The sequence below is a fragment of the Streptomyces sp. NPDC045778 genome (assembly GCF_056431945.1).
In genome coordinates this window covers 116,384-130,753 of sequence record NZ_JBWKJZ010000001.1, presented here as the reverse complement: position 1 = coordinate 130,753, position 14,370 = coordinate 116,384, and the positions used below count along the sequence as shown (strand labels likewise).

13 protein-coding genes are annotated in these 14,370 nt (G+C 71.1%); 6 read left to right on the top strand and 7 right to left on the bottom strand.

Translation table 11 applies throughout. The annotated features are described in order from the left end of the window. Window positions 1-140: 140 nt before the first annotated feature. Together cimA and AC07GB_RS00610 are read left to right on the top strand one after the other, a co-directional pair. A complete protein-coding gene (gene cimA, locus AC07GB_RS00615; RefSeq protein ID WP_478841029.1) occupies window positions 141-1,748 on the top strand; it encodes a citramalate synthase in 1,608 nt (535 codons plus the stop codon). A gap of 43 nt (window positions 1,749-1,791) precedes the next feature. Next, window positions 1,792-3,123: a hypothetical protein gene (locus AC07GB_RS00610; RefSeq protein ID WP_478841028.1), complete on the top strand. Its 1,332-nt coding sequence runs from the start codon at window positions 1,792-1,794 to the stop codon at window positions 3,121-3,123. An 84-nt stretch (window positions 3,124-3,207) separates the two neighbouring features. Here the strand turns inward: AC07GB_RS00610 and AC07GB_RS00605 are convergent, their stop codons facing one another. Next, the gene (locus tag AC07GB_RS00605) at window positions 3,208-3,837 is read right to left on the bottom strand and encodes a YceI family protein (RefSeq protein ID WP_478841027.1); all 630 of its coding nucleotides are present in this window, start codon (window positions 3,835-3,837) and stop codon (window positions 3,208-3,210) included. A gap of 344 nt (window positions 3,838-4,181) precedes the next feature. Between AC07GB_RS00605 and AC07GB_RS00600 the strand changes: the two genes are divergently transcribed. From AC07GB_RS00600 to AC07GB_RS00585, 4 genes are all read left to right on the top strand, one after another. Beyond that, window positions 4,182-4,709: a toxin-antitoxin system HicB family antitoxin gene (locus AC07GB_RS00600; protein WP_478841026.1), complete on the top strand. Its 528-nt coding sequence runs from the start codon at window positions 4,182-4,184 to the stop codon at window positions 4,707-4,709. 114 nt (window positions 4,710-4,823) lie between these two features. Then, window positions 4,824-5,663, top strand: coding sequence for a DUF4097 family beta strand repeat-containing protein (locus AC07GB_RS00595; RefSeq protein WP_478841025.1), 840 nt, complete (start codon window positions 4,824-4,826; stop codon window positions 5,661-5,663). A gap of 330 nt (window positions 5,664-5,993) precedes the next feature. Further along, complete coding sequence (locus tag AC07GB_RS00590) at window positions 5,994-7,586, top strand: acyl-CoA carboxylase subunit beta (protein ID WP_478841024.1); 1,593 nt, start codon at window positions 5,994-5,996, stop codon at window positions 7,584-7,586. A gap of 44 nt (window positions 7,587-7,630) precedes the next feature. Then, window positions 7,631-7,828 (top strand): acyl-CoA carboxylase epsilon subunit, encoded by a 198-nt coding sequence (locus AC07GB_RS00585; RefSeq protein ID WP_478841023.1) that lies wholly within the window; start codon window positions 7,631-7,633, stop codon window positions 7,826-7,828. 76 nt (window positions 7,829-7,904) lie between these two features. On the opposite strand, the gene AC07GB_RS00580 is transcribed toward AC07GB_RS00585, so the two are convergent. The 6 genes from AC07GB_RS00580 to AC07GB_RS00555 form a co-directional block, all read right to left on the bottom strand. Continuing rightward, the gene (locus AC07GB_RS00580; protein ID WP_030361923.1) at window positions 7,905-8,489 is read right to left on the bottom strand and encodes a GTP-binding protein; all 585 of its coding nucleotides are present in this window, start codon (window positions 8,487-8,489) and stop codon (window positions 7,905-7,907) included. After that, window positions 8,470-9,159 (bottom strand): DUF742 domain-containing protein, encoded by a 690-nt coding sequence (locus AC07GB_RS00575; RefSeq protein WP_478841022.1) that lies wholly within the window; start codon window positions 9,157-9,159, stop codon window positions 8,470-8,472. Before AC07GB_RS00575 ends, AC07GB_RS00580 begins: the two co-directional genes overlap by 20 nt. A gap of 62 nt (window positions 9,160-9,221) precedes the next feature. After that, a complete protein-coding gene (locus tag AC07GB_RS00570) occupies window positions 9,222-9,635 on the bottom strand; it encodes a roadblock/LC7 domain-containing protein (protein WP_030676106.1) in 414 nt (137 codons plus the stop codon). Between the two features lie 10 nt (window positions 9,636-9,645). Beyond that, complete coding sequence (locus AC07GB_RS00565; RefSeq protein ID WP_478841021.1) at window positions 9,646-12,957, bottom strand: sensor histidine kinase; 3,312 nt, start codon at window positions 12,955-12,957, stop codon at window positions 9,646-9,648. A gap of 341 nt (window positions 12,958-13,298) precedes the next feature. Next, window positions 13,299-13,901, bottom strand: coding sequence for a GTP-binding protein (locus AC07GB_RS00560; RefSeq protein WP_478841020.1), 603 nt, complete (start codon window positions 13,899-13,901; stop codon window positions 13,299-13,301). Beyond that, the gene (locus tag AC07GB_RS00555) at window positions 13,882-14,286 is read right to left on the bottom strand and encodes a DUF742 domain-containing protein (RefSeq protein ID WP_030676098.1); all 405 of its coding nucleotides are present in this window, start codon (window positions 14,284-14,286) and stop codon (window positions 13,882-13,884) included. The genes AC07GB_RS00560 and AC07GB_RS00555 overlap by 20 nt, the downstream gene beginning before the upstream one ends. Window positions 14,287-14,370 lie beyond the last annotated feature (84 nt).

Genomic DNA, 14,370 nt, shown 5'->3' with positions numbered 1-14,370 from the left:
CCCGCGCGCAGACCTCTCGCACCCGCGAGGGGTCTTTTCGTTTTCCGGCCCACCCCGCCGGAGGAACACCGCGCGAGGGATCATGAGGATGGTGGAGCCGGTCATCCGGTAGACCGAGATCCGACACAGGAGCCAGAAAGATGACGACGGAAACCAGCCAGCCCGACGATTCGTTCCACGTGTTCGACACCACGCTGCGCGACGGCGCGCAGCGCGAGGGCATCAACCTGACCGTCGCGGACAAGCTGACCATCGCCCGGCACCTGGACGACTTCGGCGTGGGCTTCATCGAGGGCGGCTGGCCCGGCGCCAACCCGCGCGACACCGAGTTCTTCGCCCGCGCCAAGGACGAGGTCGCCTTCAAGAACGCGCAGCTCGTCGCGTTCGGCGCCACCCGCCGCGCGGGCGGGAGCGCCGCCGAGGACCCGCAGGTCAAGGCGCTCCTCGACTCCGGCGCCCCGGTCATCACGCTGGTCGCCAAGTCCCACGACCGGCACGTCGAACTCGCCCTGCGCACCACGCTCGACGAGAACGTGGAGATGGTCCGCGACACCGTCACGCACCTGCGCGAGCAGGGCCGCCGCGTCTTCGTCGACTGCGAGCACTTCTTCGACGGCTACCGCGCCAACCCGGGGTACGCCAAGGCCGTCGTGCGGGCCGCGCACGAGGCGGGCGCGGACGTCGTGGTCCTGTGCGACACCAACGGCGGCATGCTCCCCGCCCAGGTGCAGGCCGTCGTCGCCACCGTCGCCGCCGACACCGGCGCCCGGCTCGGCATCCACGCCCAGGACGACACCGGCTGCGCGGTCGCCAACACCCTCGCCGCCGTCGACGCGGGCGCCACCCACGTCCAGTGCACCGCCAACGGCTACGGCGAGCGCGTCGGCAACGCCAACCTCTTCCCGGTCGTCGCCGCCCTGGAGCTGAAGTACGGCAAGCGGGTCCTGCCCGAGGGCGCGCTGCGCGAGATGACCCGGGTCTCGCACGCCATCGCCGAGGTCGTGAACCTCACCCCCGCCACCCACCAGCCCTACGTCGGCGTCTCGGCCTTCGCGCACAAGGCGGGCCTGCACGCCTCCGCGATCAAGGTCGACCCCGACCTCTACCAGCACATCGACCCCGGCCTCGTGGGCAACCGCATCCGCATGCTGGTCTCCGACATGGCCGGCCGCGCCTCCGTCGAGCTGAAGGGCAAGGAGCTGGGCGTCGACCTCGGCGGCGACCGCGAACTGGTCGGCCGCGTCGTGGAGCGCGTCAAGGAACGCGAGCTGAAGGGCTACACGTACGAAGCAGCCGACGCGTCCTTCGAGCTGCTCCTGCGCGCGGAGGCCGAGGGGCGCGCACGCCGCTACTTCCGCACCGAGTCCTGGCGCGCCATCGTCGAGGACCGGCCCGACGGCTCGCACGCCAACGAGGCCACCGTGAAGGTGTGGGCCAAGGGCGAGCGCATCGTGGCGACGGCGGAGGGCAACGGCCCCGTCAACGCCCTGGACCGGGCCCTGCGCGTCGGCCTGGAGCGGATGTACCCGGAGCTGGCCAAACTGGAGCTGGTGGACTACAAGGTCCGCATCCTGGAGGGCAAGCACGGCACCAGCTCCACCACCCGCGTGCTCATCTCCACCACGGACGGCGACGGCGAGTGGTCGACCGTCGGCGTCGCGGACAACGTGATCGCCGCGTCCTGGCAGGCGCTGGAGGACGCGGTCACGTACGGCCTGCTCAGGGCCGGGGTCGAGCCCGTCGAGTAAGCACGGGGGGCACGTTCGCGGCCGGCCTGGGTTAGCGTGAAGTATGAGGCCCACCAGGCAGGCGGCGTCGCGGCTGACCGTCATCCTGTCCGGACTGCTCCTGGCCCTGGGCGCCACGCTCGCGCCCGCGGCCGGGGCCGCCACGGACGTCGCGGCGGTGGCCGACGCCTTGCGCGAGAACCCGGTGTACGTCGACGGGGCGGCGGCGTCCCAGCTCTCCCGCGCCGACGCCGACGCCCTCGCCGACAAGATCAAAAAGGCCGACAAGCCGGTCTTCGTCGCCGTGCTCCCCGCGTCGTTCCCGAAGCAGGACCTGTTCCGGAACCTGCGGACGGCGACGGGGATCACGGGGGTGTACGCGATCAGGCTCGGCGACGCCTTCGACGCCAAGGCCGACGGCGCGGCCTTGGCGGACAACGCCGTCAAGAACCTGACCGCGCTCGTCCGCGGCGAGCCCGACGCGAAACAGCAGCTCAACGACTTCGTGGACCGGGCCGTCGCCCAGACGTCGGGCAGCGCGCCCGCGTCCTGGGGCGACACCGGCGGCGACGAAGGGGCGCCCGTCGGCGCGCTGATCGGCGTCGGCGCGGTGATCGTCGCGGGCGGCGCGGGCGCCTACGCGGTGGCCCGCACCCGGCGCCGCAAGCGCGCGCAGGAGGAGCGCGCGGCCCTGGAGAAGCTGCGCGTCGTCGTCGACGAGGACATCACGGCCTTCGGCGAGGAACTGGACCGGCTCGACTTCCACCCCGCGGAGGCCGGCGCCGACGACGCCATGCGCGCCGACTACGAGCGGGCGCTGGACGCGTACGAGAAGGCGAAGTCCTTCATGGCCGCCGCCGAGCGGCCCGAGCAGGTCCGGGCCGTCACCCAGGCCCTGGAGGACGGCCGCTTCTCGCTCGCCCTGCTCGCCGCGCGCCGCGAGGGCAGGGCGCTGCCCGAGCGGCGGCCGCCGTGCTTCTTCGACCCCCGGCACGGCCCCTCCGTGAAGGACGCCGGGTGGACCCCGGCGGGCGGCACGCCCCGCGAGGTGCCGGTGTGCGCGGCCGACGCGGTCCGCCTCGCCGACGGCGAAGACCCGATGACCCGCACCGTCACCACCGACACCGGCGAGCGCCGCCCCTACTGGGAGGCGGGCCCGGCCTACGCCCCCTGGGCGGGCGGCTACTTCGGCGGCGGCCTGCTCCCCGGCCTCCTCGTCGGCACGATGCTCGGCTCGGCCCTGTCGTCCCCGGCGTACGCGGCCCAGGCGGGCGTGCCGATGGCCGACGGCGGGGACGTCACGGGCGCGGACTTCGACCCGGGCGACTTCGGCGGCGGGGACTTCGGGGGCGGCGGCGACTTCGGCGGGGGCGGGGACTTCGGCGGCGGGTTCTGACGCCGCGCCCCGGCGCGGCGTAAGCGCTCCGGGGCGGTGTGAGCGGTCCGGCACGGCGTGCGCGGCCCGGCGTGAGCCCGGCCGTTACGCAGGGTTCTTGATCGCCGAGATGTCGAACGTCAGCTTGATCTTGTCGGAGACCAGGACGCCGCCCGTCTCCAGGGCCGCGTTCCACGTCAGGCCCCACTCCGAGCGCAGCAGCTCCGCCTTGCCCTCGAAGCCGACGCGCTCGTTGCCGAACGGGTCCTTGGCCGAGCCGTTGAACTCCAGGTCGATGGTGAGCGGCCGGGTGGTGCCGAGGATGGTCAGGTCGCCGGTGACGCGGTAGTCGTCGCCGCCCAGCGCCTCGGCCCCGGTGGAGCGGAAGGTCATCTTCGGGAACTCCTCCGTCTTGAAGAAGTCCGCGCTCTTGAGGTGGCCGTCGCGGTCCGCGTTGCCGGTGTCGATGCTGTCCATCGTCACCTCGATGACGGCCGTCGACGCGGCCGGGTCGGTGCCGTCGAGGTGCAGCGAGCCGCTGACGTCGAGGAAGGAGCCCTTGACGTTCGTGACCATGGCGTGCCGGGCGACGAAGCCGATGCTGGTGTGCGTGGGGTCCAGCGTGTAGTCACCGGTCAGGGCGGCGAGTTCGGGGCTGACGGCGGCGGGCGCGGTGGCACCCGAGGCGGTGGCGGTGTTGGCGGTGTTCTCGGTCTTCCGGCCGAAGAGACCCATGGCGTGCTCCTAGGGGGTGGGCCGCGCACGGGGGAGGCGCGACCATGAGCGGTTTAATGTTCAACAAGATTGACTGTAGCGCTGATTGGTTCGATATTCAACCGTGATCGCTGCGTGTCGACATGATTACGCTGGATGAGTGACAAGGAGTGGCGCCATGCGTGGTGCCATCAGAGGGGGAGGGGGTGTGACATCCGAGGGGCGCGTGGGGTGTTCGCCGCAGGGGTGCGAGGTGGTCGCCCGTGGTGAAGGGCGTGGTGCGACCTGCTCAAGGCGAGGGGGCGGGGGCTGCGGGGGTGCGTTAAGAACTTGCCATGGCGCCATTGTGGTGCCATAGTGATGCCATGAATCTCACGCCGTATGTCGACCAACTCCGTCAGGAGCTCGCGGTCGCCGCCGAGGCCGGTGGTGAGGAGGCTCGCGCGGTGGCCGAGCGTCTGATCGCCCCGCTCGAGTCGGCCACCCGGCTCACGTTGCTGAACGTGCTGTCCGCGGCCATGGACGAGGTTACCCGAGACCTCGCTCCCGGCTCGGTCGACGTGCGCCTGCGTGGGGGCGACCCGGACTTCGTGGTGACCCCGCCGCCCCTCACCGACACCTTCGAGGCGCCGGTCATGGAGGCGCCCGTGACGCGCGCCGCCCCCGCCCCGGCGCCCGTCCCCGAGGCCGAGGAGGGCGGCACCGCCCGCATCAACCTCCGGCTGCCCATGCACCTCAAGTCCCAGGCCGAGGAGGCCGCGGCGGCCGAGAGCCTGTCGGTCAACGCCTGGCTGGTCCGCACCGTCGCCGAGGCCCTCAGGCCCAGCGAGAGCCCGCAGCCCGCCGCCCGCGGCGAGGGCGTGGGGAACAGCTTCACCGGCTGGGCGCGCTAGCGTCCCGCTCCCGCCCGGCCCGGGCCGCCGCGCCCGGGCCGCTCCACCGCATCCACCAGGACCGGGACCACGACGACCGCGACGACCACGACGACCATGACGACGAGGACAGCCATGCCAACCTTCGACACCGCCAAGCCCATCCACGCCTCGGTGGTCATCGAGAGCGGGACGGTGCGGATCACCGCGGGCGACCGCGCCGAGACCGTCGTCGACGTGCGCCCCACCAGCGAGTCGCGCGCCGCCGACGTCCGGGCCGCCGAGCGCACCCGGGTGGAGTACACGGCCGGCCGGCTCCTGGTGAAGGGCCCCAAGGAGCGCTCCCTCTTCGGCAGGGGCTCGTCGGTCGACGTGGAGGTCGCACTGCCCGAGGGCTCGCACGTGCACGTCACCACCTCCATGGCCGACTGCACCACCGAGGGCGACCTCGGCGAGTGCGAGGTCAAGACGTCCATGGGTGAGATCCGGGTCGTCCGGGCGGCCTCGGTGCGCCTCGACACCGGGCACGGCCGGGTGTACGTGGACCGGACGGAGGGCCAGGCCGATGTCACCACGGCCTCCGGCGAGGTGCGGCTCGGCACGATCGGCGGCGCGGCCGTCATCAAGAACTCCAACGGGTCGACCGAGATCGGCGAGGTCAGGGGCGAGCTGCGGGTCCGCTCCGCCAACGGGTCGGTCGTCGTGAGCCGCGCGCACGCCGACGTCACCGCGAGGACCGCGAGCGGCGCCATCGAGATCGGCGAGGTGACGCGCGGCACCGCCGTCCTGGAGACCGGCACCGGCAGGGTCGACATCGGCATCAGCGAGGGCACCGCCGCCTGGCTCGACGTGCAGACCAAGTACGGCTCGGTGCGCCAGTCGCTCGGCTCGTCCGCGGGCCCCGGTGACTCCGGCGAGACCGTCAAGGTGCGCGCGCGGACGGGCTACGGCGACATCGTGATCCACCGCGCCTGAGCCCCGGGAGCAGGCCGTCCGGCCCCCGGGGCGGATGGCTGGAATAGCCGCCGGGCGTTGTCGGCCCCCACCAATTCCACCCCCGGTCGAAGGGCCGCCCGCCCCCGCCCGAGCCGGGCCGCCCCCGCCCGGAAGCACTCGTTCCGGTGTCGGAATGTGATCCGAGTCTCATTGTGCGCCTTGTGGAATCCCTACAGCCGGATGGGCCCCTGAGCAGTGACTTCGCCTGCACCGCACAGAACTTCTGTCCGGGGGTGCCAGGAAAACGGTCCCGAGACTGTTCAGAGTCGACGGTCCGTTTTCGCGCGTGCAGTTCGTAAGGTCGACAGCATGACCGTTTTGGACGAAGCTGGATCTTCAGCGGGTGAGCCCACCGACGCGCGGGGCCGAGTGGCCGAATTGGCCGGGATCCGCGCGCAGGCCCTGGCGGGACCGAGCGAGAAGGCGACCGAGGCCCAGCACGCCAAGGGCAAGCTGACGGCACGCGAGCGGATCGCGCTTCTCCTCGACGAGGGTTCGTTCCAGGAGGTCGAGCAGCTGCGCCGGCACCGGGCGACCGGCTTCGGCCTGGAGGCGAAGAAGCCGTACACCGACGGTGTCATCACCGGCTGGGGCACGGTCGAGGGCCGCACGGTCTTCGTCTACGCCCACGACTTCCGGATCTTCGGCGGCGCCCTGGGCGAGGCCCACGCCACGAAGATCCACAAGATCATGGACATGGCCATCGCGGCCGGAGCCCCGCTGGTCTCCCTGAACGACGGCGCGGGCGCCCGCATCCAGGAGGGCGTCTCCGCCCTCGCCGGCTACGGCGGCATCTTCCAGCGCAACACCAAGGCCTCCGGCGTCATCCCGCAGATCTCCGTGATGCTCGGCCCGTGCGCGGGCGGCGCGGCCTACAGCCCCGCCCTCACCGACTTCGTGTTCATGGTCCGCGACACCTCGCAGATGTTCATCACCGGCCCCGACGTGGTCCGCGCGGTGACCGGCGAGGAGATCTCGCAGAACGGCCTGGGCGGCGCCGACGTGCACGCCGAGACCTCCGGCGTGTGCCACTTCGCGTACGACGACGAGGAGACCTGCCTCGCCGAGGTGCGCTACCTCCTCGCGATGCTCCCGCAGAACAACCGCGAGAACCCGCCCGTCGCCCCCTGCGACGACCCCGTCGAGCGCCGCTCCGAGGTCCTCCTCGACCTCGTCCCCGCCGACGGCAACCGCCCCTACGACATGGCGAAGGTCATCGAGGAGCTCGTCGACGACGGCGACTACCTGGAGGTCCACGAGCGCTGGGCGCGCAACATCATCTGCGCCCTGGCCCGCCTCGACGGCCAGGTCGTCGGCATCGTCGCCAACCAGCCGCAGACCCTCGCGGGCGTCCTGGACATCGAGGCCTCGGAGAAGGCCGCGCGCTTCGTGCAGATGTGCGACGCCTTCAACATCCCGATCGTCACCCTGCTCGACGTCCCCGGCTTCCTGCCCGGCGTCGACCAGGAGCACGGCGGCATCATCCGCCACGGCGCCAAGCTGCTGTACGCGTACTGCAACGCCACCGTGCCGCGCATCTCGCTCATCCTGCGCAAGGCGTACGGCGGCGCCTACATCGTGATGGACAGCCAGTCCATCGGCGCCGACCTCACCTACGCCTGGCCCACCAACGAGATCGCGGTGATGGGCGCCGAGGGCGCCGCCAACGTCATCTTCCGCCGCCAGATCGCCGCCGCCGAGGACCCCGAGGCCATGCGGGCCCGCATGGTCAAGGAGTACAAGGCGGAGCTGATGCATCCGTACTACGCCGCCGAGCGCGGCCTCGTCGACGACGTGATCGACCCGGCCGAGACCCGGTCCGTGCTGATCAACTCGCTGGCGATGCTGCGCAACAAGCACGCCGACCTGCCCTCGCGCAAGCACGGCAACCCGCCGCAGTAGCGACGCGCCGCCCTCTTCGCTTTCCCACAAGGAGACCGCCGCACATGACTACTCCCGACATCCGCGTCGAGAAGGGCCACGCCGAGCCCGAGGAAGTCGCCGCCCTGACGGCGATCCTGCTGGCCCGTGCCGCGGCGCTGCCCGACGCGGTTCCCGCCGTCCACCACGGCCGCGACAAGGCCGGCTGGCGCCGCCTGGAGCGCACGCCGGGCTTCCGCGCCCCGCACAGCTGGCAGGGCTGAGCCCCACCGCTCCACCGACACACCATGGGCCCCGTACTCGACCGAGTACGGGGCCCACGGCGTGCGGCACGGCGAGCTAGCGGAGGCGGGCCATCAGGGCGTGCTCCACCAGGGTGATCAGCGCGGACTTCGCGTCGGCGCGGTGGCGCGCGTCCGTCGTGATGATGGGCGTGTCCGGGCCGATCTGAAGGGCCTCACGGACCTCGTCCGGGGTGTACGGCTGGTGCCCGTCGAAGCCGTTGAGGGCGATGACGAAGGGCAGGCCGGAGTTCTCGAAGTAGTCGACGGCGGGGAAGCAGTCGGCGAGCCGCCTCGTGTCGACAAGGACGACCGCTCCGATGGCGCCGCGCACCAGGTCGTCCCACATGAACCAGAAGCGGTCCTGGCCCGGGGTGCCGAACAGATACAGGATCAGGTCCTGGTCGAGCGTGATGCGGCCGAAGTCCATGGCGACCGTCGTGGTCGTCTTGTCACCGGTGTGCGTCAGGTCGTCGATGCCTGCCGATGCGGAGGTCATCACGGCTTCGGTGCGCAGCGGGTTGATCTCCGAGACGGCTCCGACAAATGTGGTCTTGCCCACACCGAAGCCGCCCGCCACCACGATTTTCGCGCTGGTGGTGGAGCGGGCTGTTGCTCCTCCGCTAGAGCTTGCGAAGTCCACTGAGCACCCTTTCGAGCAGTGTCACGTCTGGCTGACCGCCGGCGGACTCGTCGCCGCCGGGCTGATGGATGGCGACGAGACCGGCCTCCGCCAGGTCGGCGACGAGGATCCGGGCTACGCCGAGGGGAATGGAGAGCAGTGCCGAGATCTCGGCGACCGACTTGATCTCGCGGCACAGATTGCAGATGCGCTGATGCTCGGGCAACTGGCCCTGCAACTGATGCGGTTGTGCGGTGGTGTGCACCAGCGCCTCGATGGCGAGCTGGTAGCGCGGCCTGGTGCGGCCGCCCGTCATGGCGTACGGGCGCACCAGCGGATTGGCGGCCACGGGCGCCGGCTCGGGGGAGCGGCGCTGCGACTGCGCGGGCTGGATCCGCGGCGCGTACGGCCGCTGCTGGTCGTACGCGCCCGGGGCGGGCCGGTCGTAGGGGCCCGGCGCCGGCTGCTCGTAAGCGCCCGGAGCGGGCCGGTCGTACGGGCCGGGCGCCTGCGGGCCGGGCTGCCGGTAGTGCGGCTGCCGGCGGTGGCTGGGCGCGGAGGGGAAGTTGTACCGGTTCTGCGAACCGTCACCCTGGCCCTGGCCACGGCCCGAAGGCCAGTTGGCCGAAGACGAACCGTCTGGGGGTGTTGCAGCCACGTACTCCTCCTCCGAAACTGTGCCCGGCGCCATCGCTGTGGAGCCGCGTCCCGAAACCTTACGGCCCCGGGACGCGAATACGCACCGTCTGTCTGTTAGTTGAGCAGGCTCCCCTGAAGCTCGGCGCGCAGGTCCGGAGTGAGGACGGTCCCGGCGCGGTCGACGAGAAGTGCCATCTCGTACCCAATGAGACCGATGTCCGCTTCTGGGTGGGCGAGTACGGCAAGGGAGGACCCGTCGGAGATGGACATGATGAAGAGAAATCCTCGCTCCATCTCCACAACGGTCTGGGTCACCGAGCCGCCCTCGAAGATCCGGGAGGCCCCGGCCGTGAGGGAGGTGAGACCCGACGCGACCGCGGCGAGCTGATCGGCTCGGTCGCGCGGGAAACCTTCGGACATCGCCAGAAGGAGTCCGTCGGCGGAGACCACCACGGTGTGGGACACCCCGGGGGTGTTCTCCACGAAGTTGGTGATCAACCAGTTCAGGTTCTGCGCCGCCTGGCTCATCGGGCTCACACTAACGCTCCTGGTTGTAGGTGCTATCAGGGCTGAAGCCCTGGCCATTCGTGTCGTTGCCCGCGCTGCGGCCCCGCTGGACGCCGCGGCGCAGGTTGCTCAGCCTGCCCCGGACCTCCTCGGGGTCGCGGGAGACCTGGGGGCCGCCCTGCGGGGTCTGCTCCGCCGTGCCCTCGACCAGGTTGGCCTTGGGCACCCGCCGCGGGAGGCCGGACGGGGTGACCCCGCCCGCCTTGGGCTCCCGCAGCTGCTCGGCGCGCTGCCAGCGCTCGTCGTTGGCCGTGCGCCAGCTGTCCGGCTCGCCGCTCGGGCTCTCGCCGTCGCGGCTCTCCTCGCCCTGCGCCGCGGGGGCGCTGCCGTTGCCGTTCGCCGCGGCGGCTCCGCCCCGCCGCGGCAGTCCCGCGTCGGTCAGGCCGTGGCCGGCCGGAGGAGGCGTCTGGGCAGGTCCCGGACGGTCGAAGCCTACGTGCTCCGGCTCGCCCGCGGCTGCCGCCGAAGTGGATTCCGCTTCGGGAGCGTACTCGCCCTGGTAGGACTCCTGGTAGCCCTCACGCAACGGCCAGTCGTCCTGGTGGGAGCGGGTCGGGTAAGCCGCGAAGGACTCCTGCGAGGCTCCCGCGACGGCCTCGTGACCGCTCTGCCCGGACTCCGGATAGGCGTTGTCCTGGTAGCCGTCCTGGGTCGTGTAGTACGCGTCGTCATACGCGCCCTGCGCGGTCTGCCCCGTCTGCGCCGGGTCGTACGCCGACTGCCCGTCGTAGCCGGTGTCGTAGCCGCCCTGGCCCTGGTCGTAGCCGGAGGCCTGCTGAGGGTCGTACGCCTGCTGGGGGTCGTACTGCTGCTCCTCGTAACCGGTGTGCGGCGTCTCGTACGCACCCTGGGCGGCCTGGGCGGCCTGGTCTGGGTAGGCCTGGCCCTGCTCGTACGCCTCCTGGCCGTCCTGCGTCTCGTCGCGGAACAGCGGGCGGCCGGACTGGGCCTGCGCCTCCAGGGCCGCGCGGCGCTCCTCGCGCATCAAGGAGCGGCCCACGGGGTCGAGTTGGCCGCCCTGCCCCTCGGCGGGCTCGCCGCGGTACGCGGTGTCGTCGAAGCCCAGCTCGGCGGCCGTGCGCAGCGGCTCGGCCGCCTGCGCCTGCTGCTCGGGGATGATCGAGGAGACCGTGAACTCGTTGTCCTGCGGGTGGAGTTCACCGCCGCCACCGTGCGTGATGATCTCCGGGAGCATCACGAGCGACGTGGTGCCCGCCTGCTCGCCCGAGGGGCGCAGCTGGACCCGGATGCCGTGCCGGTCGGACAGCCGGCCGACCACGAACAGGCCCATGCGCTGCGAGATCGCGGCGTCCACGGTCGGCGGGTTGGCGAGCCGGTGGTTGATGTCCGCGAAGTCCTCGGCGGTCAGGCCGATGCCCTTGTCGTGGATCTCGATCATCACGCGGCCGTCGGGGAGACGGGTCGCGGTGACCCTGACCTTGGTCTGCGGCGAGGAGAACGTCGTGGCGTTCTCAAGGAGTTCGGCGAGCAGGTGCACGAGGTCGGTCACGGCCAGGCCGTGGATCTCGGCCTCGGGGACGCCCGACAGCTCGATGCGCTCGTACTGCTCCACCTCGGAGGAGGCGGCGCGCAACACGTCCACAAGGGGCACCGGCTGGTCCCAGCGGCGGCCCGGCTCCTCGCCGGAGAGGACCAGGAGGTTCTCGCCGTTGCGGCGCATGCGGGTCGCCAGGTGGTCCAGGCGGAAGAGGCTCTCCAGCTGGTCCGGGTCGGCCTCGTTGTTCTCCAGGTCGGTGATGAGGGTCAGCTGGCCCTCGATCAGCGACTGGTTGCGGCGCGAGAGGTTGGTGAAGATCGCGTTGATGTTGCCGCGGAGCAGGGCCTGCTCGGAGGCGAGCCGCACGGCCTCGCGGTGCACCTGGTCGAAGGCGCGGGCGACCTCGCCGATCTCGTCGGTCGTGGTGATCGGGATGGGCTGGACACGGGTGTCCACGCGGCCCGGGTCGGTGCGCGAGAGCTGGTCGACCAGCATCGGCAGGCGCTGCTCGGCGATGCCGAAGGCGGCGGTGCGCAGGCTGCGCATCGAGCGGCTCATCTGCCGGGCCATGAGCCCGGCCAGGACGAAGGCGGCGAGCAGCGCGACCACGACGATCGCACCGGTGATGAAGGCGTCGGTCTTGGCGTCGTCGGCGATGCCGGAGGCCTCGTGCACGGCCTTGTCCGTGAGGTCCGCCTCGATCTTGCGGTACGCGTCGAACTTGGCCGTGGTGCCCTTCCACAGCACCTTGCTGGTGATGCCCTTGTCCGCGAGCGCCACCCGGGAGCTGGGCTGGGTGTTGGGCATGCTCAGGATGAGTTCGAGCATCTTCTCGCCCTGGGGCGGGGCGACGAACTTCTTTCCGCCCGCGCGCGCGTCGGCGGCGTCCTGCTCGGCCTGCTTCGCGGCGTCGGCGATGAGCCGCTTCCTGGCCTCCTCCAGCTTCCTGACGTCGGAGGGCGTGCCGCCGCCGGTGTACTCCTCGATGGCGATGCGCTCGAGGTAGGCGTAGGAGGAGAAGGCGACCTTCTGCTTGGTGAAGTCGCTCTGCGTCGGGCCCGGCTTCTCCAGGAGGTGGGTGCCGATGGAGCGCTGGAGCGAGAGCGCCGCCTTGGCCAGGGACACCGCGTAGACGGTGCGGCCGTAGGAGGTGATGTTGCCGGTGCCGAGGCCCAGTTCGTTGGCGAACTCCATCAGCGGGTGCTGGATGGCGACGTAGCCCTCTTCGGTGCGTACGCCGGGCAGCTTGCTGGTGTACGCGGCCTGGCGCAGGCCCTCCAGCTTGGGCTCGACCTTCTTGAAGGTCGCGAGCCGGCGGTCGAGGCCCTCCTTGTGCGGCATGTCCTCGGCGGCGTCGGCGAAGACGGCCGCGGCCCGGTCGGTGGCCTTGCGGGCCTTGACCACGGCCGGGTCGTCCTTCTTGCCGCCCAGGAGGGGCGCGGCGGAGATGTCGCGCTCCTCGATGAGGCGGTTGCCGTAGTCCAGCGAAGCGCGCACCAGACGGGCCGTGGCCTCGGCGTCGCGGGCCTCGTCCCAGGTGTCGATGGCGCCCTTGACCTGGAAGCCGCCCATGACGAGTCCGACGAGCACGGGTATGAGGAGGATCGCGTTCAGGCGGGTCGGCACGCGCCAGTTCCGGGGCGAAAGGCGCCCGCCGGAGGCGACCTGTGGCTCGCCGCCGGGTACGTCCGCGGACGGCGACGGTGTCGCCGCTCGCGGGGGCGGGGTGAAGTTGCCCCGCGTGTCCCGGTCCGGGGGTGCGGGGCTCGTCTTGCTTCGCCTCACTCGACCAACAACCTCTCGGCGGCGGCTCCCGCGCTGGTGCCGCTGTCGTCTCCAAAGGCCCGTGCTACTGGGCAGTTCAGCGCATTCCAGCACGTCAGGTGGTGCTCTTCCAAACAGTAGGAGGGAAGCGTTCGGAGTGGTGTAAGCCTCAGATAAATCGGTCATAAAGAGCGAGCCCCGCCAAAAGGCGGGGCTCTTGTGAGCACAGTGATACCGGCCGACCGCGATGTGTGGCCGCGTCGGCGGAATTCTCTGTCGAAACGTTATGAACACGGCGGCGGTCCGTGTCAAAGGACACAGATCGTTCCGTGCGATATACGGCAACTTCCGTATGATCCCGCCTACTTGAGTCGTGCCATGAGTGCGTGCTCGACCAGCGTGATCAGGCCACTCTTTGCTTCCGCACGCTGTCGGGCATCCGTCGTGATGATGGGGGCGTCGGGGCCGAGCTGCAGAGCCTCGCGGACCTCGTCGGGAGTGTAGGGCTGCTGGCCGTCGAAGCCGTTGAGGGCGATGACGAAGGGCAGTCCGGAGTTCTCGAAGTAGTCCACAGCCGGGAAACAGTCGGCCAGGCGCCGGGTGTCGACCAGGACGATGGCGCCGATCGCGCCGCGCACCAGGTCGTCCCACATGAACCAGAAGCGGTCCTGACCGGGGGTGCCGAACAGGTACAGGATCAGATCCTGGTCAAGGGTGATGCGGCCGAAATCCATCGCCACCGTGGTGGTGGTCTTGTCACCGGTATGCGTGAGGTCGTCAATACCCGCTGACGCGGACGTCATCACCGCTTCGGTGCGCAGTGGGTTGATCTCCGAGACCGCGCCGACGAACGTCGTCTTGCCCACGCCGAAGCCGCCCGCCACCACGATCTTGGCGGACGTGGTGGACCGGCCTGCGGCGGCGGAGTCCGTGAAGCCGCCCGCGCTAGAGCTTGCGAAGTCCACTGAGCACCCTTTCGAGCAGAGTCACGTCGGGCTGGCCACCGGTGTTCTCGTCGCCGCCGGGCTGGTGGATCGCGACGAGCCCGGCCTCGGCCAGGTCGGCCACCAGGATGCGGGCGACGCCGAGCGGCATCGAGAGCAGCGCGGACACCTCGGCCACCGACTTGACCTCGCGGCACAGGTGACAGATCCGCTGGTGCTCGGGGAGCAGTCCCATCAGCTGGGCCGGGTCCGCCGTGGTGCTGACCAGCGCCTCGATCGCGAGCTGGTAGCGGGGCCTGGTCCGGCCACCGGTCATCGCGTACGGGCGCACCAGCGGCTGGTCGCCCTCATAGCCGTAGCCGGCTTGGGCGCCGTACGGGTCATGAGAGGCGGTGGGCGGGTTCATGGATCCTCCGGGCGGGACAGCAGTTCGTCTGCGTTCCGTCTGACGTCAGCCTGGTGGGGGCATGAGTGGCGGCCGGACGGTGGG

Excerpts from the sequence above, each read along its gene's own strand:
- AC07GB_RS00605 (WP_478841027.1), bottom strand. The coding sequence starts at position 3,837 with ATGGGTCTCTTCGGCCGGAAGACCGAGAACACCGCCAACACCGCCACC.
- AC07GB_RS00610 (WP_478841028.1), top strand. The coding sequence starts at position 1,792 with ATGAGGCCCACCAGGCAGGCGGCGTCGCGGCTGACCGTCATCCTGTCC.
- AC07GB_RS00570 (WP_030676106.1), bottom strand. The coding sequence starts at position 9,635 with ATGAGCCAGGCGGCGCAGAACCTGAACTGGTTGATCACCAACTTCGTG.
- AC07GB_RS00575 (WP_478841022.1), bottom strand. The coding sequence starts at position 9,159 with ATGGCGCCGGGCACAGTTTCGGAGGAGGAGTACGTGGCTGCAACACCC.
- AC07GB_RS00585 (WP_478841023.1), top strand. The coding sequence starts at position 7,631 with ATGACTACTCCCGACATCCGCGTCGAGAAGGGCCACGCCGAGCCCGAG.
- AC07GB_RS00590 (WP_478841024.1), top strand. The coding sequence starts at position 5,994 with ATGACCGTTTTGGACGAAGCTGGATCTTCAGCGGGTGAGCCCACCGAC.
- AC07GB_RS00555 (WP_030676098.1), bottom strand. The coding sequence starts at position 14,286 with ATGAACCCGCCCACCGCCTCTCATGACCCGTACGGCGCCCAAGCCGGC.
- cimA (WP_478841029.1), top strand. The coding sequence starts at position 141 with ATGACGACGGAAACCAGCCAGCCCGACGATTCGTTCCACGTGTTCGAC.
- AC07GB_RS00600 (WP_478841026.1), top strand. The coding sequence starts at position 4,182 with ATGAATCTCACGCCGTATGTCGACCAACTCCGTCAGGAGCTCGCGGTC.
- AC07GB_RS00595 (WP_478841025.1), top strand. The coding sequence starts at position 4,824 with ATGCCAACCTTCGACACCGCCAAGCCCATCCACGCCTCGGTGGTCATC.